The sequence below is a fragment of the Lactobacillus sp. RTP31084st1_F9_RTP31084_210423 genome (genome assembly GCF_040919545.1).
GTDB classification, from domain to species: Bacteria; Bacillota; Bacilli; order Lactobacillales; family Lactobacillaceae; genus Lactobacillus; species Lactobacillus paragasseri.
This window is the reverse complement of the sequence record NZ_JBCOVH010000002.1, coordinates 237,108-261,825: the sequence shown is the minus strand read 5'-3', so window position 1 is coordinate 261,825 and position 24,718 is coordinate 237,108. Positions and strand designations below refer to the sequence as shown.

Below are 24,718 nucleotides of genomic sequence, written 5' to 3'. Positions count from 1 at the left end.
TATTAAATACACACTTAAAACAATTAAAAATTATTTTAACTAAAAAAAGCAGAGCCGACAACTGGCTCTAGCTTTCATTTCAATCTTCAAAATATTTATATAGATCACTTACTTTTAAATTTTGCTTTTCTTGTTCGCTAATATCGGCTTTAACTTTCCCATCTTTTAAAACTAAAAGACGGTTCCCATACTTTAAAGCATCTTCCATGTGATGCGTAATCATTAAGGCAGTTAATTTATTTTCCTTAATCTGCTGATCAGTTACAGCCAATAAATTTTCACTTGTATGTGGGTCTAGGGCCGCCGTATGCTCGTCTAACAGCAAAATATCCGGCCTTTCAATCGTAGCCATTAAGAAACTTAGAGCCTGTCTTTGACCACCTGATAAGCCTTCTACGAAAGTATTTAAGCGATTTTCTAGTCCATTGTTCATAACTGCAGCCAATTTTTTAAAACGTGGTAAGTTTTGCTTTAACTTTCTTATTTTCAAAAATCTTCTCTTACCTCTCTTAGTTGCTAACAAAAGATTTTCCGCCACTGTCATTCTAGGAGCAGTCCCCATCTTAGGATCTTGAAAAACGCGTCCAATAAATTGCGTCCGTTTTTCCTCACTCATTTTAGTAATGTCGTGTCCATTATGGAGAAGAAAACCACTATCCGGTCTCAAACTACCCGCAATAGTGTTCAACAGTGTAGATTTACCTGCCCCATTCGTTCCAATAATAGTAATAAAATCCCCAGCTTTAATTTTTAAATCAATTCCTTTTAAAATAGGAACTATTTCACCATCAGCTGTCTTTACAGTGGTTTTTACATCTTTTAGTTCTAAAATTGGCTTAGTCATGCTTCTTCACTCCTCTCTCTATTGGTTTTTTCAAATGTGCAATTTTTTCTAATTGTGGCAGCATCATGCAAAGCGCCAAAACAATTGAAGAAATTAAGTTTAAATCATTAGCTGAAAAGCCTAGTTGTAAAACTGCTAATAAAATTAAGCGATAAATAATACTTCCTAGAGTAACTGCTACTAATCTTTGATTTAAGGTTAATTCGCCAAAAGCTACTTCACCAATAATAATTGAAGCTAAGGCAATGACAATCGTTCCAATCCCCATATTAATATCAGCATAGCCATTATTTTGTGCAATTAATGCTCCACATAAAGCAACAATTCCATTTGAAAGCATTAAACCAATAATTATCATTGAATCAGTATAGATTCCTAAAGACTTAGCCATTTTAGGATTATCTCCCGTAGCAATAAAAGCCTGGCCAAAATCCGTATTTAAAAAGAAAACCAAAATTCCTGTAATAATTACTACAACTATTACTCCTAAGACCACACTATTAAAATACTGAGGTAGAGATTTCAAAAACTCATTATTAAGCAGGGTTTTCTTACCAATTAATGAAATATTAGAACCGCCCATAATCCTTAAGTTAATCGAATAAATTGCAGTCATCGTCAAAATACCAGCAAGCAAAATCGGAATTTTTCCTTTTGTATATAATAAACCGGTCACTAATCCTGCGATCATTCCCGCAAGCAAAGCTAAAAAAGTAGCCAAATATGGTGACATCCCATGAGCAAGATTAGCAACAGCCACAGCTGCTCCTAAGGGAAAAGTTCCTTCGACTGTCATATCAGCGAAATTTAAGATTCTAAAAGTTAAATATAACCCTAAGCCTAATAATGCCCATAATAATCCTTGACCAATTGCAGATACGATCAAATTCATCTGTAAACACCCCCATTTCTTTGACACTCTTTTAGAAATCTTTGTGGCACTTGGAGATTCAATTCTTTTGCTTCTTTTAAGTTAACCACAGGTTCTCCTTTTTGAACTCTTTCTACTGGTAATGAGCTGACCCTTTTACCTTTTAAAATAGCAATCGTCATTTTTCCAGTCATCTGTCCTAGCTTGTACTGATTAACACTGTAAGTTGCTAAGCCCCCTTGCTTTACCATCGTTGCGGCTGCTGGGAAAATAGGTTTCTTAGCTGCATTGCCATTTTTAACCAAGGTTTCCATTGCTCCAGCAATTGTGTTATCCGTAGGTACTATAGCCGCATCCACCTGCCTAAACATTTGCTCTGATACTTGATTAAGATCATTGCTATTTGCTATTGAAAATACTTTTAAATTTATTTTTCTTCTTTTACATTCCTGCTCGATTTCATGAAAACCACTAACTGCGGAAGAATCACTTGAAGTATAAATTACCCCTAATGTTTTCAGATTAGGCATAAATTCTTTAATTAAATCTAATTGTTGCTTAATCGGAGCGGCATCGGATACACCAGTTACATTTGATTCTGGATGACGTTCATTTTTTACCAAACCACTTGCTTTCGGATTTGTTACTGCTCCTAAAACAATTGGTGTTTTACTAGTTGAATTTGCTAATGCTTGCGCAGCCGGCGTAGTGATCCCAACAAGGACTTTTGACTGCTCATCATTTAACTTAGTAGCCATAGTACGTAAATTGCTTTGATCATTATTTGCGTTTTGATAATCAATCTTGATATTTTTCCCATCTACATAACCTGCTGCTTTTAATTCAGCTTTAAAACCACGATATATTTCATCAAGAGCTGGGTGATGCATTAAAGTTAAAACACCGACCTGCGGTACTTTTCTCTCTGTTTCTTGTTTACGATTTTCAGTGAAAAAAGCCACTGCTAAAAAAACTATTAAAATTGCAATTAATCCATACATTCTTTTCATAATTTTTCTCCACAAAAAATAGGAATCTGACTCCATGCAGATCCCTATCATTTTTTATTGTAAAAGAAAAGGTCTGCATGTTTCTTCCATGCAGACCACAATAAATACACAGCCAGCACAGATACAATCTGAATCTTTCAGGTTGTATCTTGCTAACAACCTGATTTACTGGCCTTGCCAACGATTATTCTTAATAAACTTAGCTTGTGTATTCATAATTAAGTACTCCTCAAAAAATTTATCTATATTTTAATTGGCTTAGATTTTTCTGTCAATAGTTTTTATTTGATATAGATACGATTGAAAGTCACCGCTAATTTGCGCAGTGTCAGGATTTGAAGCATTAAATTGATATGGTTCACGTAATCCAAATTTTTTTAAAACCCTACCCGATACCATTTGGTCAGAATTAATCTGATATTTTTGCTGATCATTTAAATGTTTAAGAGGGAGATATTGATCTAAAGTTTCATTAGGTCGAGCGAGTTTGCGATAAAATCCAACAATTTGTTTGTTAGAGTTACTTACACTCCAAGCATAAGTATTTTGTGAGGGATCAAATTTTAGTAGTTGATCAAAAGTCCCATTGACTAACAATTTACGATTTTCTTTATACCATCTAAGCCAATTTTTAATTTGGTTCTTTTCTTCTGTTGATAACTTATTTAGATCTAACTCATAACCCAGAGGACCAAAGCAAGCAACATTTTGTCTAAATTTTAAACTTGTTATTCTTTTTACTTGATCGTTAGGAACAGCAGAAACATGATTACTAAACGTAGATAGAGGATATGCTAACAAGGTTCCTGACATAATATCTAGTCTTTCAGCAGCATCACTATCATCACTTGGCCAAATTTGTGGACTATAAAATAGAATACCTAAGTCAAAGCGACCACCGCCACTAGCACATCCTTCTATTAACAGATCTGGAAAACGTGTTAATAATTTTGCGTATAACTTGTAAACGCCTTGAATATATCTGTGGAAAAATTCACCTTGGGGATGATTAAGAGAATGTAAATACGGTGAATATGCCTCAGTAATATTCCGATTCATATCCCATTTAATATAGTCTACTTGAGCGTTTTCAATTACTTTTTCCATTTGTCTATAAATATTATCGACTACTTCTGGATTAGAAAAATCTAGGACATATTGGCTCCGTCCAACAGAAAAACGATTATAGGGGTGTCTAACGATCCAGTCGGGATGCATATTATAGAGTTCGGTGTCTGGTGAAACCATTTCTGGTTCAAACCATAAGCCAAATTTCATCCCCAACTTATGCACCTGTGCACTAAAATGATCTAAACCTTGTGGAAACTTTTTTCTATCAACTGTCCAGTTGCCCAACGAACTATTGTCGCTATCTCTTTTGCCAAACCATCCATCATCAAGAACAAAGCATTCAATACCTAGTTGTTTAGCCTGAGTAGCCAATTTCAACAGCTTTTCTTCATTAAAGTCAAAATAAGTTGCTTCCCAATTATTTATTACAATCGGTCTATCTCGTTTTTGCCATTTTTGATCAATGATGTGCTTTGTAACAAAATCATGCGTTTGAGCCATTAATCCATTAAATCCATCATTTGTATAAAATAAGACTGCTTCTGGTGTAGAAAAATCCTGATTTGGTGCCAATTTCCACTTAAAAGTAGCTGGGTTAATTCCCGTCATAAGGCGGCTTTGCCCCCACTCATCAACTTCCACTTGACTGATAAAATTGCCAGAATAAATTAAATTACTTGCATATATATTTCCAGTGTCATTTGTCACATTTTTATCCACAAGAGCAATAAATGGATTCTCTTGATGACTAGATGCGCCTCGTAGTGATTCAATTTTGGTAATTCCTTGCGTTAACGGACGGGTTATAATATGACGCTCTTTTGTCCAAGCACCTGATAATTGAAGGAAATTATAATTTGCAGTTGGTAAATCTAGTACACTGCTTTGTAAGTTCTTAATTTCAACTTCAAACTGGCTATAATTAACTATTTTAGCTTTGCGGACAATTGCAGTTGATTCTTCGAAAATGCTGTATGATAGCTCTAATTCTAACTGCCGTTCAGTATCTTTCAAATAAATAGTTAAATTTTCACTATCATTTCCGTATGATGCTGCGACAGTTATCTTTCTGCTCTTACCAGTTGTAATTTTAAAATGATCATACTTAAAATCAGGATATAAGTAAGTATCATTGGCTTCAAGGCTGATGGCACCTTCACGAAAGTCACTTGTGCCATAGGTTGGATATTCTTGCATGTGATCAGCAAGAGTAAAATTTTTTATCTTTTTAGAATATTTTACTGTTCCAGAAGCCTTATTTTTATGAAGTGTCAGATAAGCTAAATCATCTGCTGATAACTCTCCTAAATCTTCACCATAATACAAGTGCCCTAGCTGTTGATTAGGCAATAATCCAAATAAGTATGCAACTGCACCATTATGTAAATAAAAATATTTATTATCAATTACATCAATCATTGGTCTCTACCTTATCAAGAGCTAAATTATCTAAATATTGCAATTTTTTCTTCATTCCACGATTGTAAAAATATTTATATAAAATTGCAGTCAAAAAGAAGAAACTATAACTTCGAACATTATTTAATTGTGTTTTTTCAGAATAGATTAATTCTTCCTTGCCAGATTTATCAGTCTTAAATTCAAATGTTTGCGTAATATTATGATTATCAGGCTGCTGTGTAATCAGCTGGAAGATCTTTTCTGGAATAATTTTACTAATTTCCATTGTCGTTACAGAATCTAATTTCTGTAATTTTGTTTGTAAATTAATAGTTATTTTTTCTCCTTCATGAAGCTGCTTTATCTTTTTATCATGTGCTTTAAAGTATTGAAGTTGTGTTTCTATTAAAGTCTGATACATCTTATCTTTTGGAGCTTTATATCGATAGGCATAAGTTAAAGTATCAAGTTTCATAATTCTTCACTTTTTCTATTTACTAGTTGCTGCTTTATTTTCTTCAACAAGATATGACTTGTCCAATGCTTTCATAAACGGAATGAAGATCAAAGTCATAACTATTACATCAACAATCTGTAAAATTGCACCTGCAATTGAACCTGTTCCAAGCCATCCTGAAATAAAGATTGGCGTTGACCATACAACTGTTGCACCAATTGGACGTGGTACTAATCCCATTGCAATAGCACAATATGAAATAGCAGTAGATGCCATTGGAGCCAAAATCCATGGAATAAAGATTACTGGGTTTAAAACAACTGGCAAACCATAAGTCATAGGTTCAGAAACATTAAAAATTGATGGTACCAAAACTGTTTTCATCGTTGTCTTCATTCTTGCTGATCTACCTAACCAAAAGGCAAAGACTAAGGCAACACCTAACTGCAAACCTTGACATACAAACACACCCATAAAAGTAGTGTTAATAATATGTGGTAAGTGGGAAGAAGCAACTCCACTACGATAAGCATTGTAGTTTTGCAAAGCCAAAGAATCCATGATTGGCTGAATAATAGAATTTACTAATAGAGTACCATGAATTCCAAACCACCAGAATAATTGTGTGAAGAATACAGCAATTAAGACTGCTGGTAGCGTATCTCCTAATCCCATAAGTGGTTGCTGTAAAACTTTATAAATAAAGTCAATTGCATCTTTATATGGGGTAAAGGTAAAGACATAACGAATAATATTAGCTAATAATAATGGAACTGCGCCTGGAATAATTGCTACGAAAGATTGTCCAATCATCGGTGGAACTGAATCAGGTAACTTAATGGTGATGTTTGCCATACTAATGTGACAATAAATTTCACTTGAAACTAAGGCAGTAATGATTGCAACAAACATCCCTTGTGCACCTAACTGAGTAATTGGGAAGAAAGCCCCTTGAGTTTTATCAGTACCTACCAAAGTCATCATCAAGAAACAGGATAATGAAATTGCACCTGCAAAAACCTTTGATTGTTTATAGTGTCCAGCCAATTGATAAGCGACACCAAAAGCAATAAACATTGCAGAAATATTCATAGTGGCATTTCCAACAGGAGCAAAAAAGTCATTAAAAAACTTTAAAACACCTGGTGATAAGAATTTCGCAAAACCAAAAGTTTGAGGCAGATTTTGCAAAATTACCATAATTGCCCCAAACATTGTTGCTGGGAAGGCAATCATCATCCCATCACGTAAACTTGTTAAATATTTATTTTTTCCGAGCATACTTGCTAGTGGAACTAGCTTTTTCTGCATCCAATCTAGGAATGTTTTCATTTTTATTCCTCCATCATCTGTAACCGTTTACAGTTATTACTATATATGTTTAGTAAATGTTTACACAAGAGGAAAATAAAATTATTTTTTTCTTCGCTATAGATTCTCTAATTTTTAATTGACTGTGTACTGTAACTGTAATGCTTGCATTAACTTCCTCACTTATCATACTTTTTGCCAGTCTAACACCAAGCTTTCCCATTTCATTGGCATTAATATAGACACTAGACAAAGTTGGTGTTAAATATTGCGTCATTTCAACATCGTCAAAACTAACTATTGAAATATCTTGGGGAATATTTATTTTATGATTGCTAAAAGCTTTATATACTCCCAAAGCCATCGGATCGCTACCAACGACTACCGCAGAAGGTCTTGGATCTAATTCGAGAAGTTTATTGGCGGATTGAAGTCCCTCATGAGTTGACCAATTAGTAATCAAGGCTTGTTCATACTTGCCTAGACCTTTTAATTTCATCCAATTATGATATGCATTGGCCCTAGCATCTCCAGCTTGATAAATCGTTTTTCCATTTCCATCTACAATACTCGATCGACCACCAATATAAGCAATATTTCTATGTCCTAAAGAATATAAGTAATTTAATATTTCATATGTTTTATCAACAAAATCATTACAAATATAACTAAGATTAGGATCACTCGGAGTTGCATCAATCAAAATTAGATTTTTATTGTATTTTTTTATCTTTGAAATAGCATCTGCAGTCATCTCCCCTACCATGATGACTGCTCCATATGCACTCAAACTTTCCCAGTCCCTATTCTTTTCGTGCATAGTAAAGGCTACCTCAGCATGCAAACGCCATTTAGCTGCTTCTTCTTCAATTCCCTCATGTATTTCATGAAAATAAGGATCACTTAATTCAGTTTTTGCATCATGCCGTAAAATTAAGCCAATTGTCATTTTCTTACCAGCACTCTTAGGGCCTCGTTCGCTATTCTTCTTTGAATACTGAACCCGGTTAGCAATTTCAATTACACGTGCTCTTGTATTTTTATTAATACTAAAACTAGGATCATTATTTAAAATTCTTGAAACACTAGCTGGCGAAACACCAGCCATTTTAGCTATATCTCGAATACTTGCCATTTTCATTATCCTCGCACTTTTAATAAACGTTAACTAAACATAGTATAGGCACAAAAAAAGCAATTAGCCAATTCTTCTGACTAATTGCTCCATTCTAATTAATTGGATGCTTATCTACCAAAACCTGTACTCTGTTTCTAGCTTTTCTTAAGACATCTTCATCTTCAGGATTATCTAGCACTTCGATGATAATCTTAGCAACTTCTCTTGCATCATCTTCTTTAAAGCCTCTGCTAGTTATTGCTGGCGTTCCAATTCTCAATCCACTAGTGACAAACGGACTTCTAGTATCACCGGGAATTGATTCTTTGTTAGTTGTAATATTTACTGAGTCAAGCAAGTTCTGCGCATCTTTTCCTGTTACACCGGTTTTAGTAATATCAATAATCATCAAGTGATTATCAGTTCCACCTGATACTACGCGAATATTTTCACTCTTTTTAAATTCGTCTGCCATTGCTTGGGCATTTTTAACCACTTGCTCAATATATGTAGAAAATTGTGGCTGCAAATCTTCATAAAAAGCTTGTGCCTTTGCAGCAATTACATGCTCTAACGGTCCACCCTGAGTACCTGGGAAAAGAGCAGAATCAATCTTTTTACCTAATTTCTTATTATTAGACAAAATCATCCCGCCCCGTGGTCCACGTAAAGTTTTATGAGTAGTAGTAGTAACTACATCTGCAACCAGAATTGGACTTGGGTGAGCCCCTGTAGCAACTAACCCAGCAATATGAGCCATATCAACCATTAAATAAGCACCAACTTCATCCGCAATTTCACGGAATTTTTGCCAGTCAATAATTCTACTATATGCTGATGCCCCAGCAATAATTAATTTGGGTTTATTTTCTAAGGCAATTTGTCTAATTTTTTCAAAATCTAATTCTTCAGTTTCTGGATTTAGGTCATAACTAACAGAATTAAAAATCTTTCCTGAGAAATTAACCTTTGAGCCATGAGTAAGGTGCCCACCAGCATCCATTCCCATCCCCAAAATTGTATCTCCTGGCTTTAATAAAGCATTATAAACTGTCATATTAGCTTGTGAACCAGAGTGTGGTTGAACATTTGCATATTCCGCATTAAATAATTTTTTAGCATAGTCAATCGCCAATTGTTCTACTTGATCAATATATTGACAACCACCGTAATATCTTTTACCCGGATATCCTTCTGCATATTTATTCGTTAACACAGATCCTTGTGCTTCTCTGACAGCATCGGAAACAATATTTTCTGATGCAATTAACTCTATTGTATCTTCTTGCCTTTTTTCTTCACTCTTAATTGCATCCCAAAGTGCTGGTGCTTTCTCTCCATAATTCATCGATTAATTCCTCCCATGCTTTCAGAAACTTTATGCTTTACCAAATTATACCTTATATTTGTTGTAAATTTAGCTTCAAGGTTTGCTTTATATTAGAAAGATCTTTTAAAATATAAATAAATACGTTAATAGAGAAGGAGCTTTTTTAATGAAACAAACCGAATGTACTACTATCTTAGTCGGAAAAGATGCAACTATTGATGGTTCAACAATGATCGCTCGTAGTGAAGATGGTGGTCGTACCATTATTCCTGAGAGATTCGACGTAGTAATGCCAAAAGATCAACCCAAGCACTACGAAAGCGTAATTAGCCATCAAAAGATTGATGACAAAGATCTTCTTCCTAATCCGCTCCGCTACACTAGTGCACCTGATGCATCTGGTGAAAATGGAATCTGGGCAGCTGCGGGTATCAACTCAGATAATATTGCTATGACTGCAACTGAAACAATTACTACTAACTCACGTATTCAAGGTATTGATCCATTACTTGAAGAAGGCGGCTTAGGTGAAGAAGATTTTGTTACCTTGACCCTTCCTTACATTCACTCTGCATATGAAGGTGTTGAACGTGTAGGTTATCTACTTGAAAAGTATGGTACTTACGAAATGAACGGTATGGCCTTTTCTGATAAGAATGAAATTTGGTATCTTGAAACTATTGGCGGACACCACTGGGCTGCTAGACGTATTCCAGATAACGCTTATGTTATTGCACCTAACCGTTTAAACATTGATGAATTTTATTTTGATGACGATGATTTTGCTTCATCAAAAGATCTTAAAGATTTAATTGAAGAATATCACTTAAATCCAGATCTCGAAGGCTACAATTTACGTCATATTTTTGGTTCATCAACAATCAAAGATGCTCACTACAATAATCCTCGTGCTTGGTATATCCACAATTACTTTGACCCTGATTTTGGCGGCGAGCCAAGTGATCAAGATCAACCCTTCATCTGTCACGCTAACCGTAAGATTAGCATTGAAGATATTAAATGGGCAGAAAGTTCTCACTACCAAGACACACCTTTTGACGCATATGGTGATCAAGGAAGTTCTGAACAAAAGAAGACATTCCGTCCAATTGGTATTAACAGAAACTTCGAAACTCATATCTTACAAATTAGAAATGATGTTCCAGAAAAAATTGCTGGTGTTCAATGGTTAGCATTTGGTCCAAATACTTTTAACAGCATGGTTCCTTTCTACACTAATATCACTACTACTCCAGCAAGCTTTCAAACTGGCCCTAAGTTTGATCTAAATAAGATCTTCTGGTTAAACAAGTTAACTGCTCAGCTAGGTGATACTAACTTCCGCGTTTATGGCGAATTAGAAGCTGACTTTGAACAAAAGAGTCTTGCTCAATGCCATAAAATTCAACATGAAACTGACAAAGAAGCCGAAAAATATTCTGGCGACGAACTTCAAGACAAGCTTAATGAAGCAAACCAAAAGATGGCTGACACGGTCTACAATAATACTGTTGAATTATTAGGAAACATGGTTAACGAAGGTCATGGTTTAATGACTTTGAAGTATGATTTACTTGATTAATTTGTAAAAATTCATTGATGTAAAAAGAACGTTGAGCATAAAACTCAACGTTCTTTTTATGGTCTAGAACATTATCTTATCCCAGATTTTATTATCAGAAAATATAAATTAAATATTTTTATAGAAATTAAAAATTGAAAAATTAATAAAAAATTATTAGTATTCTTTGCGTATATAATAATGTGAAAACCAAATCTAAAAAGATAAAGAGGAAACATAATATGCAAGGTACTTACGAATGTGTTAAAGTTATCGGAACATTTCATCGCTACGGTGTTCAACAAAGTGTTGACAGCAACGGAACATTCTATTATCGTCCTGTAGTATACATGAAAGATTGTAAAGATCTGAATAATATAGATTTAAAAATGCCAGAATACTTATTATTCAATTTAACTAAAGGATTTAAAAGCCTCGGAATATTAAATCCTGGAATGAAACTGAAAATAAACTGTCGTCGTTATTTAAAAGAAGAACGTAATGCTGGCTATGGTTATCCTACTAATATTGTCATTGCTAATGATCGACCAGATTTTCCCGATGATCCTAACGTTTTGGCAGGAATGATCATGGTTAAAAATCAAGGTAACCCTGAAGCTGAAAAAGATCCTATTAATACAGATCTAATTCAAATATATAAGAACTGGCTAGCAAATAAGGAGTAGGATAGAAAAATAATGTACTTCTTAATTATTTTCTAGCCTTAGGCGGTCTAAGAGACCCACGCTTAATTGTAATTGGTAACTTTTTTAAGTTTTCATAAACAACTTCAAGTTCTGCCATTACTTCATTTTCATTAAGCCCCTTTTCTTCAATAACTTCAGTAGCAGCCTTGGCGTAGTTGCGCTTAAAACTTAAATTTATTTCATTCCAATTAACTGCTTTAAAATTATCAGCTAGTTTTTGATTAAACGGTAATTTCCCCTGCAGCATTAAAACCGCAATCACGGGATAGCCAGCATATCCTTGCCAGTAAGTCGCGTTATCATTTGAATGATATACATTGTTCTCCCAACTTACTGTGTAAGTTTTAGCTCCATTAGATGATGTTACTTTTGCCTCATTCTCTGTTAAATTCACATGATTATCCACAATTGCAGTATAAGCTTCTAAAATTTTTTGAATTGGTGGTAATTTTTTCATTAACTTATCCTCCTGCTTTTTGTTTGAATTTACTTCATTTAATGAATATAAGATAATTAACCTAACTATTATCTTAGGAGTTTTTTATGAAAAATATTAGTAAAAAGTTCGGCTTAATTTCTCTACTATTTTCTTTAGCAATGATCCTTTCCGCTTGTAGTATTATCATTTCGAATCATGATGATACTAAGCCAGAAATCAAAACTACAATCAGTAATCAAGGATTCAATAAGCTAGAAGTTTCTGTTGCTCTCGCTGATATTTCTGTCAAATATGGCGATAAATATCAGGTTGAATATGAAGGGCCTAAGAATTTGAAGCCAACTGTTAGCAGAAAAAACGGTATTTTAACTATTAAACAATCAGCTACTGGTATCCATCATGTTAACGGCGACCCAGCTATTACAATCACAGTTCCCAAACAACTATTAAAGAATCTGACCTTATCAACTAACGACGGAGACATCGAAGTTAAAAATATTGCTACAACAAGTCCAATTTCACTTGAGACAAATGATGGTGATATTAACATTAACAACCTAAAAGCTCCAAGTGGAAAAATTGATACAAACGATGGTGATATCACCATTAACAAATTAAGTAGCCAAAATAACTTTAAGGTAAATACAGACGACGGAGATATTAAGATAACTCAGTCTAGTTTTACTGGCTATAAACTGAATGTAAGTGATGGAGATATTAACGTTAAGGGCCGCTCTTCTAATGACTTCTTTGTTGAAAATCAAAATAGCTCTAATGTATTAACAGCTTCTAGCCAAGACGGAGATATTAAAATTAAATAGTGAGTAAAAAAGACAGGTTTTATAAAGCCTGTCTTTTTCTGTCTTTTTCTATCTTTCTCTACCTAAATATAATTTATTGTTCCTGGGAAACTCTATTTTCTGCAATCTTTTTACTCTTTTCAAAACTTCTGCTTCAGTCAAATCATCCCAAACGATTTTACGATAGCCATCTTCAACAATTCTAAAATTATCCCCATTCTTTTCCACAAGAACGCTGCGATCCTTTTTATAAGTTAAAAATTTAAGTTTGTTACCATTACTCATCTTTCGCAATTCAATTCGTAAAAGTTTCAATAAATTTTTATTATCAATCATTTTTTATTCCTAACAAAAAGAGACAGGTTAACATCCTGTCTCTTAATTATATATAAATTCTCTCTAAAACATATGTGCCAAAATTGGTAATAGCCAAATCCAGAAAATACAGCTGACTGCAAAGAAGACAGTTGAAACTGCAACTGAACTTGCACCTTCCTTGACATAAATATTGTAGCGGCTGGAAATAATAATTCCAGAAAATGCTGGTGGCAATCCGGTTGCCAAACAAAGCATTGAAATCTTGGTAGGATCTGATCCCATACCGCAAAGATATGCTGCTGCAACAATCACTGCCGGTGTTAAGAATAGTCTAAAGAAAGTATTCCAAATAACTTCTTTGTCAATTGAAAATTTAACTGTAGATAAGGCAAGACCAGCTGCTAAAACAGCAACACCCGCGTTAGCCTTAGCAATTAAATCAAAAGTTGGGGCCCAAGAAGTAGGAATTCTAATTCCAATTAAAACTAAAATAACCGCAATTAATGGAGCTGCCGCAACTGGTTGCTTAATAGCATTAATTACAGACTTCAAAGTTGGGTTCATCGGCTTATGAGGCTCATCAGCATGATCAGCAATTTCTGCTCGAGCTAAATCAATTTCACGCTCAATCCCCTTTTCTTTCAAAGCCTTAGCTTCCGCATCAGTAACTGGAACACCATCGGGAATAGTTACCACGACCTTCTTCTTAGTCTTATTTAAGCCCTTTCCCTTTATGTCTTCTACTTCAACTTTAGTTCCCTTATTATTTGGATTTGCTTTAGCTTTCTTCTTAGTTAAGGTTTGACCTTTGTTAATTAAAGCTAATCCCAATGGAATGGTAATAGCATTAACCACAATCGATACAATTCCAATAACTAAGTTAGTTGTTGCATTATTTCCATAAATAGGATCTAATACAGCAAAACCAAGGAAACCAATTGTTGGGGAACCTGCAATCAAAGCACAAACAGCTGCTTGTTGCGTAGTTCTGTGGAACAACAATTTATCTAAGTAGTAGCTCAACATAAATAGACCTACTACACCAACAATAGAAATTAACGTTAATACGATATCTTGCGCAAACATTTTTCTGGTAGCTTTAACAATTGAAATGAATAAAGCTGCTGGTAATGCGATATCAAGAACTAATTTATTTAATCCTTGTCTCTGATCATTATCGAAAAAGTAAAACTTTCCGCAGAGATAACCTAGTAACATAATCACCAAAATTGGGATTATGTCATTGATTAAGATACTAATCATCTCTATACCTCGCTCATAATCTGACCAGTTTATTCCCGATGAAAACTTTCTTCATCACAAACTAAATATAGACTTTATCAAAATATAAGCAAGTGGAACGATTTCATAATTCTGACAAAATCGTTATTTTAAATTCACTATATATCAGAAGCAATATATAAGAAACAGTTAATAGAAGATAACTATTATATATTCATACTTAGAAAGCGCTTTTTATACTGAGATAAAAGTTTTTTTATAGTTTTTTTCTTGCTAACAAATTCAAAAAAAGTTATAAATTAGTTGTACGCAATCCCATTTTGGAATAGCGCTTTTATATAAAATAGTAATTATCATTACCATGGAGGTTACGTTACGGTAGATGACTCTTTAAATAGAACTGGTGCCAGTTTATTAATTGACGCTTTACAAAAAAATGGTATTAACAACTTATACGGAGTTGTAGGTATTCCGATTACTGATTTAGCTAGATTAGCTGAATTAAGAGGAATGAAGTATTATGGCTTTCGTCGTGAAGACTCAGCCGTAGACGCTGCCGCAGCTGCCGGATTTTTAACTAAAAAACCTGGTGTAGCAATGACTGTTTCCGCACCAGGTTTTTTGAATGGATTAACTGCTTTAGCACAAGCTACTAAAAACTGTTTTCCATTAATTATGATTTCTGGTTCTTCAGAACGTCATACTATCGACTTAGCTCAAGGTGACTACGAAGGTTTAGATCAATATAATGTTGCTAAGCCTTTCTGTAAGAAAGCTTACCGTGTTGATCGAGCACAAGATGTTGGTCTAGCAGTTGCACGTGCTATTCGTACTGCTGTATCTGGTAGACCAGGTGGTGTTTACCTTGATTTACCAGCTGACACTATTGCCCAACTTAATGATGACCTGGGTGAAAAGAACATGGTTGTTTACAAGTTAGTTGATCCAGCTCCACTTCAAGAACCAAGTGACGATGCAATTAACCGTGCAGTTAACATCATTAAACAAGCTAAAAAGCCTTTGATCATTCTTGGTAAAGGTGCTGCTTATGACAGAACTGAAAAGCAAGTTCAAGAATTGATTAACAAGACCGATATTCCATTCTTACCGATGTCAATGGCTAAAGGTCTTGTTCCAGATGACGACAAACACTCTGCTGCTGCTGCTCGTTCATTATCATTAAAGAATGCAGACGTAGTAATTCTAATTGGCGCAAGATTAAACTGGATGCTTTCATATGGTGATGCACCACAATTTAACTCAGATGCTAAGTTTATCCAATTAGATATTGATGCAACCCAATTTGATTCTGCACAAAAGATTTCTGCACCACTTCAAGGTGACTTAACCTCTATTTTAAATAAATTAGTTCCAGCTCTTACTGCAACTGGCTACAAGGTACCTTCTGACTGGCTTGATGCAATTGCTCAAGATACTGCTAAGAATGACGCTAAGTTCGCTAAAAGAATTAAAGCTGGGGAAACTAACCCAGAATTTGGATATTATGGCGCTATCGAACCTATTAATGATTACTTCCAAGAACATCCAGACACCTACCTTGTAAGTGAAGGTGCTAATACCCTTGATATTGGTCGTGACATGATTGGTATGAAACTTCCTCGCCACAGACTTGATACTGGTACTTGGGGCGTCATGGGTGTTGGCATGGGGTATGCCATCGCTACTGCTGTCGAAACTGGTAAGCATGTTGTTGCCTTAGATGGGGACAGTGCATTTGGTTTTGACGGTATGGATGTTGAAACAATGTGCCGTTACAATTTACCAATTACTGTTGTCGTTATTAACAATGGTGGTATTTATAATGGTGTTGATAATGTTGTTCCAGATCAATTGGGTCCAACTACACTTGATCCAACTGGTCGCTATGACCTAATTGCTAAAGCCTTCGGCGGTGATAATTACTACGTAACTAACTATCAACAAATGAAAGATACTTTTGCTACAGCGGTTGACTCAGGCCGTCCAAGTATTATCAACGTTCAAATTGATCCTTCAATGGGCAAAGAATCAGGCCACATTGGTAATTTAAACCCAGAATTAAACTTAAAGCCTCTTGAAGAAGCTGAACAAAAGAAAATTGATGAGGAGTAATTAAAATGAGTGAAAACGAAAAAAACGAACAAAATGAATATGCTCCATTAAAAGGTATTAAAATTGTTGACTGGACTCAAGTCCAATCAGGTCCATCATGTACTCAACTTTTAGCTTGGCTCGGTGCTGATGTTATTAAAATTGAACGTACTAATACCGGTGACCCAACTAGAAATGAATTGCTTGATATTAAAGATTCATGGAGTCTTTACTACTTACAATTAAATGCCAACAAGAGATCTTTAACTTTGGATATTAAGACTCCTGAAGGTAAAAAGATTATGTACGATTTAGCCAAAAAAGCTGATGTCTTTGTTGAAAATATTGCACCAGGTTCAGCTGATCGTAACGGCTTTGGTTGGGAAAAGCTTCACTCCATCAATCCTAGATTAATTTATGCTTCATTAAAGGGATTTAACGAAGGATCACGTTTTGAAAATGTTAAAGCCTTTGAACCAGTTGCTCAAGCTGCTGGTGGTTCTGCATCTGCAACAGGTTGGAACAAAGGTGCAAACAATGTTCCTACTCAATCTGCAGCTGCTCTAGGTGATTCAAATACTGGTATGCACTTAGCTATCGGTATTTTAGCTGCTTTATTACAACGTGAGCACACAGGTGAAGGTACTTTTGTTTATCAATCAATGCAAGATGCTGTTCTTAACCTTTGCCGTATTAAGTTACGTGACCAACTTATGCTTGATAACTTGGGTGCTTTACCTCACTATGCAGTTTACCCTGACTGGAAGTGGGGCAAGGCAATTCCGCGTGCTGAGAACACTGAAGGTGGACAAGTTATCGGTTGGACTTACAAGGCTAAGGGTTGGGAAACTGATCCTAATGCATATGTATACATCGTTATTCAAAACGAAAATAAGAAATGGGATAAGATGTGTGAAGCCATGGGTCACCCAGAATGGGAAAAAGATCCAAGATTTGTCGACTGGCAACACCGTCAATTACACAAAGAAGAATTATACCCATTAATTGAAGCCTACACTAAGCAATACGATAAATATACTCTAACTAAAGAGCTCGGTGCTGCTGGCGTTCCAGTTGGACCAGTTCTAGACTGGCACGAACTTGAAAACGATCCAGATCTAAATAGCGATGGTACAATCGTTACTATCGACCAAGGTGGTAATCGTGGTAAGTTCAAGACTATTGGTTTACCATTCAGTCTTTCAAACTACAAACCAGCTTATGACAGAGCACCTGACCTTGGTGAAAACAACAAGGAAATTTTAACTGAACTTGGTTATGATGCAGATCAAATCGAAGATTTAGTTAACAAGGGCGTTATTTCTAAAGCCAAAGGTCCAAAGAATCCTCGTGTTCACGTTATCATTGATGGAAAAGAACACTAATTAAGATTAATAAATTTAAGTATATACACTAAAAGGCGGCTAGGATTAATTTCTAACTGCCTTTTAGCGTAATAATATTTTTAATTATTAATAAAGTTTAACTAATTTAATAATTGATTAAAACTATAACTTAATCACTATACTTTCTCTTAAAATGTGGCTATAATATCATTCAGATATAAATAAAAGAGGTGGATATTTTAGTCATGAAGGATAATTACACAATTGACCATGATATGTATCTTATGAATCATAAAAATGGCGATGTTCTGAAGGTAACTGTTGATAATAAAGATAAGTCATTAAAGAATTTGCAGCTTTATCGTCAAGATGGCCTTGGAAATTACTACTATGACAAAAACTCACAGTTAAAGCATCAAGATAATTTAGCCACTAAAAAAGACATTGTTAAGGCAAGTAAAGAAATTGGTGCACATAATACCCACCATATCGACAAGTGGCATCACAAAGTTACGCCAGTATATAATGCTGAACATAAGATTACTGACTTTGAGCCCAAACTTGCTTTAGAGCATCATGCTAAGATTAAGAACGCTAAAAGATATTTGCGTCATTTGAATCATCATCATGCAGATTTTTTATTCTTAGCTAATAAAGGTTTGTTAAGACAACCTTTAAATTATCTCAAAGATGCGATTTATACTGACCGTAATAAAGAAATGGTCATTGCACATAAGGTACATAAGATCGCTAAATAATGAAAAGACCAGTGAACACTTTAAGTCACTGGTCTTTTTGCTAGGCTGAGAATTGATATATATTAAACAAAAGAGGATGTATTTCATGCAAACTATTTCTTACTACAATTCACCTATTGGGAAAATCTTGCTCGCTAGTGACGAGCAAGGTCTAGTTGGTCTATGGCTAGATACTGATCGTTACTATGGAGATATTCTTGCAAAAAACTATTCCGAAGGAGAAAACAAATATCTATCTTCTGCTAAAAAATGGTTAAATATTTATTTTCAAGGAAAAGAGCCTAATTTTATTCCTCAATTGCACCTTACTGGTACTGATTTCCAGAAAAGAGTTTGGCAAGCCTTACTAAAAATCCCTTATGGGACAACTACTACTTATGAAGATATCGCTATGAAAGCTGCACAAGATAAAAAACATTTACCTATTAGAGCAACTGGTGGGGCTGTTGGTCGAAATCATATCTGCATTATTGTTCCTTGCCACCGTGTTGTCGGCGTTAACCACAATTTAACCGGTTATGGTGGTGGTATTGATAAAAAGATTAAACTACTTCAACTTGAAGGAGTAGACATAAGCCAGTTTAAAAAGCCTTAATAAAAATAAACTTGTATATAATTTTACTGAGTTTCCATTTTCATCATTCTTTTCAACTTAGCAAAGTTTAGACTATAATTTTAAGTAATCACTATTTAAGGTAATTACTTATGAAAAAATACTCTATAATTCAAAAATTTAACGCACTTGTTCAAATACAGACAATTATCATTTCAGCCTTGCCATATATTATTGGCTCATTAATGGCTAGTTACTATTATCACCATTTCAATTTATCTTATTGTCTTTGGCTTTTTCTAGCCGTAATTTCTTTTCATTTAGCCGTTAATGGCCATAATCAATATACTGATTATCTTCGCTATAAGAAAAATCATGTTACTAGTTACAATAATATTTTAGAAAAATTCAACATCTCCCAAAAATGGGCTAGAAATGTAATTATTCTATTAACCCTTGTTTCTGCGACTATTGGCATCATACTTAGTTTTAAAGTCGGTTGGATAATTCTCTTAATCGGTTTCTTTAGCTACTTAATTGGTTATTGCTACTCAGGCGGTCCTTACCCAATTCTGAAAACTCCTTTTGGCGAACCCGCCTCTGGAATTACAATGGGTTATAACATCACTCTTTTAGGTATCTACGTCAATATTTACAACATCCATCCCTTTGATAGTTTTTTCTGGGCTAAAGCAATCATTGTTGCCTGCCCTGCGATCTTTGCTATTGCCAACGTAATGCTAGCCAACAATATTTGTGACGTAGAAGAAGACGTTAAAATTGGTCGTAAAACTCTCCCATTTTATATTGGTCGTAAGAATGCTTTGATTGTTTTATGCATATATTACGTTTTAGCATATATTTTTTTAATTCTAAGCGTTGTCTTGCACTATCTACCTACCCTTGCTTTCGGCGGTTTACTCACCATTCCACTAGTTTATCGTTCAACTAGAACCTTTGTTAAGGATCCTCATAAAGAAACTACGTTTAAAGGAATTTTAATGAATGTTTTGTTAGTACTAGTCAGTGAAATCATCTTCTCGCTTATAGGATTAGTATGGTAATAATTAATCTAAGCATAGTAAAAAGCTCGCAATTAATTGCGAGCTTTTTGGCATTAATTATAAAATATAGTTTTGATTTAGAACCATTTGGTTATATATAAAACTGAATTTGCTTTGCATTAAAGTATTTCAACCAGCTTTCACAAATCAAATCGTATTGCGCCGTAATAACATCAATCAATTTATTAATATCATGACTGCTAAGATTACTTCCGTTACTAGCCAGCACACATCCTCCAGATTTAGTAAGCCAAAACTTTGTTGCATGAGCGTTTGGTCTTCCTTTAGATACGTGAACATGAATAGGTTCATCATTCTCATTTGACTAAAAATATATATGATATCCTAAAGTACTAAAAATATTAGGCATTATCTATTCCACCTAATCTAGCATATTTATAAATTACAGCAGCATTTTTATGTGCAAATTGAACAAAGAACTTTATTTGTTCATTACTAAAGCCGTCATTATATAACCACTTATAACTTGGCAACTCAATTCTTGCTTCCCTAAATCCGTCATCATAAGGCTGTTCAAAATTAATCAAAACGGAGTTATTTTCTAAAATTTCCGAATGTGTAATAATCGTTTCATCTGGCAATTCAATGTATGGATATAACATTCTCTCACCTTTTCTCATCAGTAAAATCATTATCTTCTCCTTTCTATTTTATCTATCTATATCTAAATTGCGCAAAGCTATTACCTCTTAATTCTCTGGACAAACAATAACTAACTTAGATTTAAGCATCTCAGTCAATTCTTCTGATTGCTCATTTCGAAATGAAATAGTGTATTTTTCTCTTCCATTTTTCCATGGATCTACTGGAGTTAACAAAATAAAATAAGTTCTACAAAGCAATAATTCATTTCTCATAAAACGATAGACTTCATCTTTCAACATATTTTGAAGATAGTTTAAACCACTCGGCCAAGTTTCTTTATCAGCTACAAGCAGTCCAATCATTATAGTTTCTCCATCAGCAGTTTTAGCAAAAATATTTCGATTATCCTTATCTTCGGGAAAACGAAATCCGGCTGATACAACATGTTCTTCAGGAAGAATTTCTTGCATCAATTTTAGTAATACATTCTCTTCATGAATCTTCTTACCAAACTCAACTTCATTGTACATTTTTGGATCAGCAAATAATTTTTTAATATATTCCATGATTTTTCCTCTTCTACTAAAAATTTTATTTCTAATCCTTATTACGCAAAAAACTCCCAATTTTTGTTGGGAGTTTTAATATTTTATTTAAATTTTTATTGCGGGCTTTTTAATCTTGTTCGTCTTCTTTTACAAACAAACTTTCGCTATAATTATCTTCACAGCAAGTTTTATGAGCGGCGGTTGTTTTTCCTCCAGGAGGTGAGGCCTATGGTCAACACACTGCAGAAAGGGTTCAACCATGTCGGTTTACGAAAGCATTTCTTTAATGCTTTTGTTTGGTACGTTTGTGTTAGCCTTGCTAACTTATATCGACCACCACAAAAAATAAAAACGCCGCTCAATGTATAACTTTGGTCAGTTATTGAGTAGCGTTCATCGTAAAAATTAACGTTTAAAACCACCGCTCTTAAAGCGGGCTGCAAAGGAGATCCGAAGATCTTCTTTTTCTTTATTTTGATTATAGCATATTTTTACAAGAAATATTTTATTGATAGTTGATTTACTATGTTGAATCTTTTTATAAGTTAATTTTAGCTATCTTCTTCAAATACTTCTTACGTTTTTCAATTGAGGAATTGCTAATGCCACCTAAGTTATACCAATGGCGATCTTGCATTCCTAATTGTTTTAAAGTCTTATTGACAAAAATTCTTTTAATACAATTTCCTAAAAACAGTTTCAAATAAAATGTTGGAGAAGTTGAAGTAGTAAAAATGTAGGTATGTTTAACATTAGTTAGTTCACCATGGATGCCAGTTTTCGTAACTGTATGTGACAGTCCTGGTCCTTCTTTCATAACTTTATCAATAAATCCTTTTAACATTCCGGGAATTCCATTCCACCAAAATGGAGTAATAAAAATCACTTCTGGTGTTTCTTTCAACCAACTAAGATACTTTTTTACTAAAGGATCATGCGTCTGTCCGGTATGAAACAATCGCATTTCTTCGAGATCATAAATTGGAACAAAACCATCTTTGTATAAATCTATTAATTTGTAATCCTTATTATTTTGTTTTAAATTATTTTCTACATTTTCCAGTACAGCATGATTAAAACTTTTATCGTAGGGATGACAATAAATAATCAAGCAATCCATAAAATATTCTCTTTTCTACTGTAAAAACTCATCTAGTGTCCTTTTCACTAAATCCTCGTCGTATTCGACTATTTTATTATTAACTAAAGCAGCATATCCTTGAATAAATGACCATATTTGGATAAATAGCTCTTGATTTGATACATTCTTTTTTGGATTTAGTTCATTAACTAAAACTTTCATTTTATTTAAAAAATCATATTTTGATCTTTTAGTAGAAAATGCTTTTAAAGTAGTTGGATTAAAAAACAAAAATTCGGCTAAATTACTATGTTGATCTACATACTGACAAAAGTTTTTAGCAATTATTAATAATCTTTCTTGAGCTGTCGCATTATCAGGTAAAGATATCTTATCAATAAAATTACGTGACAATTCAATTGCTACTTTTTCATATAAGGCGTCTTTACTTTTAAAATGCTTATAAAAAGCACCTGTAGTTAATCCCAGTGTAGCTGTTAACTTTCTTAAACTTAAATTTTGATACCCATATTTGTCTATGACAGTAATAGTCTTACCAACCAACTTATCTTGTGTATTCATATGCACCTCCTAGATAACGATGTTATCTTTAGTCAAAATGATAACGCTGTTATCTCAAGAAGTAAAGAAAAATTAAAAGCTCGCGAAATTAATTGAAAGCTTTTTATCTTGTTCGTCTTCTTTTACAAACACAGTTTCTGTATAATTATTTCCGCAGAAAGTTTTATGAGCGGCGGTTGTTTTTCCTCCCGGAGGTGAGGCCTATGGTCAACACACTGCAGAAAGGGTTCAACCATGTCGGTTTACGAAAGTATTTCTTTAATGCTTTTGTTTGGTACGTTTTTGCTAGCTTTGCTAACCTACATCGACCACCACAAAAAATAAAAAACCGCTCAATACTATAACTTTGGTAGGGTTATATTGAACGATTTTTCGTACAAAGTATTATAATTTTTACCACCGCTCTTAAAGCGGGCTGCAAAGGAGTTCAGGTTCAGTTGAACTCCTTTTTCTTTACTTAAATTATAGCATATATTTTATTTTTACGACCATTTAGAAACAACAACTTTACCTGTCATATGACCGCTTTCTACTAACTTATGTGCTTTACGTAAGTTTTGCGCGTTTAAAGGAGACAGCGTTTTATTTAAAGTGCTTTTCAATTTACCATTATCCAGCATCTGCGCAATCTTATCTAAGATTTCATGCTGGCTAATCATATCATCAGTATGATAATAAGATTTTGTGTACATCCATTCCCAAGAAAAATGTGCTTTCTTTTTAGTCAACAATCTTAAATTAATCGGACGATGATTCTCAGTAATTGAAACAATATGTCCTTCTGGCTTGATTAATTCACACATTTCTTTCCAATGTCCATCAAGATCATTTAATTCTAAAATATAATCGACGTATTTATAACCTATTTTTCTTACTTGTGTTATTAGATTTTTTCGATGGTTAACCACATAATCAGCACCATGATCTTTAGTCCAAGCAATACTATCTGGTCTAGAAGCTGTCGATATAACAGTCAAGCCAGCTAAATGCGCCAGTTGAGTAGCCGTCGACCCTACTCCGCCAGCGCCATTAATAATTAAAATATTTTTCCCTTTATTTTTACTTGAATTTAGCTCTAATCCCATTTGTTCAAATAAAGCTTCATAAGCAGTAAGGGAAGTTAGTGGCATTGCAGCAACTTCTTCATCAGTTAATTCTTTAGGAGCATGGCCTACAATTCTTTCATCAACTAATTGATATTCACTATTACTGCCTGGTCTAATAAAAGAGCCAGCATAAAACACCCGGTCTCCGGGTTTAAACAAAGTGACTTTAGCACCAACCTTTTCGACTATTCCACAAGTATCCCAACCAATAACTTTTGGTTTCTTCAAGATAGTTCTACCACTTTTTCTAACTCCTACATCTACTGGATTTACTGAAACCGCACTAGTTTTTACTAATAAATCATGTTCTTTAGGAACAGGGATGCTTATTTCCAAATCGATTAAACTTTCCGGATTATCAATATTTAAATGCTTTTTAAAACCTATAGCTTTCATAAATACCTCCTTATTTTTCTTACTAATTAATAGTAAAATTAATATATTTGAAAACAAGAAGTGAATTTTTTCTTACTAAGTAACAATTTCTTCCCTAGTCGAAAAATA

The 24,718-nt window shown here is 34.1% G+C and carries 25 protein-coding genes and 2 pseudogenes; 10 read left to right on the top strand and 17 right to left on the bottom strand.

Going from position 1 to position 24,718, the window contains the following annotated elements:
- Positions 1-79: 79 nt before the first annotated feature.
- The 8 genes from AB5359_RS06525 to glyA all read right to left on the bottom strand — a co-directional run bounded on the left by AB5359_RS06525 (position 80) and on the right by glyA (position 9,430).
- Entirely contained in the window at positions 80-844 is a 765-nt protein-coding gene (locus tag AB5359_RS06525; RefSeq protein WP_048686285.1) for an ABC transporter ATP-binding protein, read from the bottom strand.
- The gene (locus AB5359_RS06520; protein WP_020807236.1) at positions 837-1,736 is read right to left on the bottom strand and encodes an ABC transporter permease; all 900 of its coding nucleotides are present in this window, start codon (positions 1,734-1,736) and stop codon (positions 837-839) included. The genes AB5359_RS06525 and AB5359_RS06520 overlap by 8 nt, the downstream gene beginning before the upstream one ends.
- Positions 1,733-2,725: a tryptophan ABC transporter substrate-binding protein gene (gene trpX, locus AB5359_RS06515; protein WP_077410122.1), complete on the bottom strand. Its 993-nt coding sequence runs from the start codon at positions 2,723-2,725 to the stop codon at positions 1,733-1,735. Before trpX ends, AB5359_RS06520 begins: the two co-directional genes overlap by 4 nt.
- Positions 2,726-2,983: 258 nt before the next feature.
- Positions 2,984-5,215 (bottom strand): alpha-galactosidase, encoded by a 2,232-nt coding sequence (locus AB5359_RS06510; RefSeq protein ID WP_048686279.1) that lies wholly within the window; start codon positions 5,213-5,215, stop codon positions 2,984-2,986.
- The gene (locus AB5359_RS06505; protein ID WP_048686277.1) at positions 5,208-5,672 is read right to left on the bottom strand and encodes a DUF3284 domain-containing protein; all 465 of its coding nucleotides are present in this window, start codon (positions 5,670-5,672) and stop codon (positions 5,208-5,210) included. The genes AB5359_RS06510 and AB5359_RS06505 overlap by 8 nt, the downstream gene beginning before the upstream one ends.
- 15 nt (positions 5,673-5,687) lie before the next feature.
- On the bottom strand, positions 5,688-6,986 hold the full coding sequence (locus tag AB5359_RS06500; RefSeq protein ID WP_048686275.1) for a PTS sugar transporter subunit IIC: 1,299 nt from the start codon (positions 6,984-6,986) through the stop codon (positions 5,688-5,690).
- 49 nt (positions 6,987-7,035) lie between these two features.
- The gene (locus tag AB5359_RS06495; protein ID WP_368279850.1) at positions 7,036-8,100 is read right to left on the bottom strand and encodes a LacI family DNA-binding transcriptional regulator; all 1,065 of its coding nucleotides are present in this window, start codon (positions 8,098-8,100) and stop codon (positions 7,036-7,038) included.
- 94 nt (positions 8,101-8,194) lie between these two features.
- A complete protein-coding gene (gene glyA, locus AB5359_RS06490) occupies positions 8,195-9,430 on the bottom strand; it encodes a serine hydroxymethyltransferase (RefSeq protein WP_048686272.1) in 1,236 nt (411 codons plus the stop codon).
- Positions 9,431-9,578: 148 nt separating this feature from the next.
- Here glyA and AB5359_RS06485 point away from each other — a divergent pair, with 148 nt between their 5' ends.
- Together AB5359_RS06485 and AB5359_RS06480 are read left to right on the top strand one after the other, a co-directional pair.
- Positions 9,579-10,994: a C69 family dipeptidase gene (locus AB5359_RS06485; protein ID WP_048686270.1), complete on the top strand. Its 1,416-nt coding sequence runs from the start codon at positions 9,579-9,581 to the stop codon at positions 10,992-10,994.
- Positions 10,995-11,215: 221 nt separating this feature from the next.
- Positions 11,216-11,659, top strand: a complete 444-nt coding sequence (locus AB5359_RS06480) for a hypothetical protein (RefSeq protein ID WP_180374218.1) — start codon at positions 11,216-11,218, stop codon at positions 11,657-11,659.
- Between the two features lie 25 nt (positions 11,660-11,684).
- Here the strand turns inward: AB5359_RS06480 and AB5359_RS06475 are convergent, their stop codons facing one another.
- Positions 11,685-12,137 carry a hypothetical protein gene (locus AB5359_RS06475; protein ID WP_048686265.1) on the bottom strand — a complete coding sequence of 151 codons (453 nt, stop codon included), beginning with the start codon at positions 12,135-12,137 and terminating at the stop codon, positions 11,685-11,687.
- A gap of 86 nt (positions 12,138-12,223) precedes the next feature.
- Here AB5359_RS06475 and AB5359_RS06470 point away from each other — a divergent pair, with 86 nt between their 5' ends.
- Entirely contained in the window at positions 12,224-12,940 is a 717-nt protein-coding gene (locus AB5359_RS06470) for a DUF4097 family beta strand repeat-containing protein (protein WP_048686263.1), read from the top strand.
- A 48-nt stretch (positions 12,941-12,988) separates the two neighbouring features.
- On the opposite strand, the gene AB5359_RS06465 is transcribed toward AB5359_RS06470, so the two are convergent.
- Both AB5359_RS06465 and AB5359_RS06460 read right to left on the bottom strand, forming a co-directional pair.
- Entirely contained in the window at positions 12,989-13,255 is a 267-nt protein-coding gene (locus AB5359_RS06465) for a hypothetical protein (RefSeq protein WP_048686261.1), read from the bottom strand.
- Positions 13,256-13,318: 63 nt separating this feature from the next.
- Positions 13,319-14,500, bottom strand: a complete 1,182-nt coding sequence (locus AB5359_RS06460) for an AEC family transporter (protein WP_020806547.1) — start codon at positions 14,498-14,500, stop codon at positions 13,319-13,321.
- Positions 14,501-14,857: 357 nt separating this feature from the next.
- Between AB5359_RS06460 and oxc the strand changes: the two are divergent.
- The 5 genes and pseudogenes from oxc to AB5359_RS06435 form a co-directional block, all read left to right on the top strand.
- Positions 14,858-16,591, top strand: a pseudogene (gene oxc, locus AB5359_RS06455) (oxalyl-CoA decarboxylase); the annotation flags it as partial.
- A gap of 5 nt (positions 16,592-16,596) precedes the next feature.
- Entirely contained in the window at positions 16,597-17,955 is a 1,359-nt protein-coding gene (gene frc / locus AB5359_RS06450; protein WP_048686257.1) for a formyl-CoA transferase, read from the top strand.
- A gap of 206 nt (positions 17,956-18,161) precedes the next feature.
- Positions 18,162-18,674 carry a hypothetical protein gene (locus AB5359_RS06445; RefSeq protein WP_003649502.1) on the top strand — a complete coding sequence of 171 codons (513 nt, stop codon included), beginning with the start codon at positions 18,162-18,164 and terminating at the stop codon, positions 18,672-18,674.
- Between the two features lie 85 nt (positions 18,675-18,759).
- Positions 18,760-19,269, top strand: coding sequence for a methylated-DNA--[protein]-cysteine S-methyltransferase (locus tag AB5359_RS06440; RefSeq protein ID WP_048686255.1), 510 nt, complete (start codon positions 18,760-18,762; stop codon positions 19,267-19,269).
- A gap of 110 nt (positions 19,270-19,379) precedes the next feature.
- The gene (locus tag AB5359_RS06435; RefSeq protein WP_048686253.1) at positions 19,380-20,291 is read left to right on the top strand and encodes a prenyltransferase; all 912 of its coding nucleotides are present in this window, start codon (positions 19,380-19,382) and stop codon (positions 20,289-20,291) included.
- Positions 20,292-20,382: 91 nt separating this feature from the next.
- On the opposite strand, the pseudogene AB5359_RS06430 reads toward AB5359_RS06435, so the two are convergent.
- The 3 genes and pseudogenes from AB5359_RS06430 to AB5359_RS06420 all read right to left on the bottom strand — a co-directional run.
- A pseudogene (locus AB5359_RS06430) lies at positions 20,383-20,604 on the bottom strand (DUF4160 domain-containing protein); the annotation flags it as partial.
- A 49-nt stretch (positions 20,605-20,653) separates the two neighbouring features.
- A complete protein-coding gene (locus AB5359_RS06425; RefSeq protein ID WP_003649506.1) occupies positions 20,654-20,944 on the bottom strand; it encodes a hypothetical protein in 291 nt (96 codons plus the stop codon).
- 57 nt (positions 20,945-21,001) lie between these two features.
- Positions 21,002-21,463: a hypothetical protein gene (locus AB5359_RS06420; RefSeq protein ID WP_020806553.1), complete on the bottom strand. Its 462-nt coding sequence runs from the start codon at positions 21,461-21,463 to the stop codon at positions 21,002-21,004.
- 241 nt (positions 21,464-21,704) lie between these two features.
- On the opposite strand from AB5359_RS06420, the gene AB5359_RS06415 reads away from it, so the two are divergent.
- Complete coding sequence (locus tag AB5359_RS06415; protein WP_077410116.1) at positions 21,705-21,794, top strand: putative holin-like toxin; 90 nt, start codon at positions 21,705-21,707, stop codon at positions 21,792-21,794.
- Positions 21,795-21,983: 189 nt separating this feature from the next.
- On the opposite strand, the gene AB5359_RS06410 is transcribed toward AB5359_RS06415, so the two are convergent.
- Positions 21,984-22,565: an NAD(P)H-dependent oxidoreductase gene (locus tag AB5359_RS06410; protein WP_368279848.1), complete on the bottom strand. Its 582-nt coding sequence runs from the start codon at positions 22,563-22,565 to the stop codon at positions 21,984-21,986.
- A 15-nt stretch (positions 22,566-22,580) separates the two neighbouring features.
- Complete coding sequence (locus AB5359_RS06405; protein WP_048686125.1) at positions 22,581-23,108, bottom strand: TetR/AcrR family transcriptional regulator; 528 nt, start codon at positions 23,106-23,108, stop codon at positions 22,581-22,583.
- A 234-nt stretch (positions 23,109-23,342) separates the two neighbouring features.
- Between AB5359_RS06405 and AB5359_RS06400 the strand changes: the two genes are divergently transcribed.
- Positions 23,343-23,432, top strand: a complete 90-nt coding sequence (locus AB5359_RS06400; RefSeq protein WP_077410118.1) for a putative holin-like toxin — start codon at positions 23,343-23,345, stop codon at positions 23,430-23,432.
- 158 nt (positions 23,433-23,590) lie between these two features.
- On the opposite strand, the gene AB5359_RS06395 is transcribed toward AB5359_RS06400, so the two are convergent.
- Positions 23,591-24,610 carry a zinc-binding alcohol dehydrogenase family protein gene (locus tag AB5359_RS06395; RefSeq protein ID WP_048686130.1) on the bottom strand — a complete coding sequence of 340 codons (1,020 nt, stop codon included), beginning with the start codon at positions 24,608-24,610 and terminating at the stop codon, positions 23,591-23,593.
- Between the last annotated feature and the right edge of the window lie 108 nt (positions 24,611-24,718).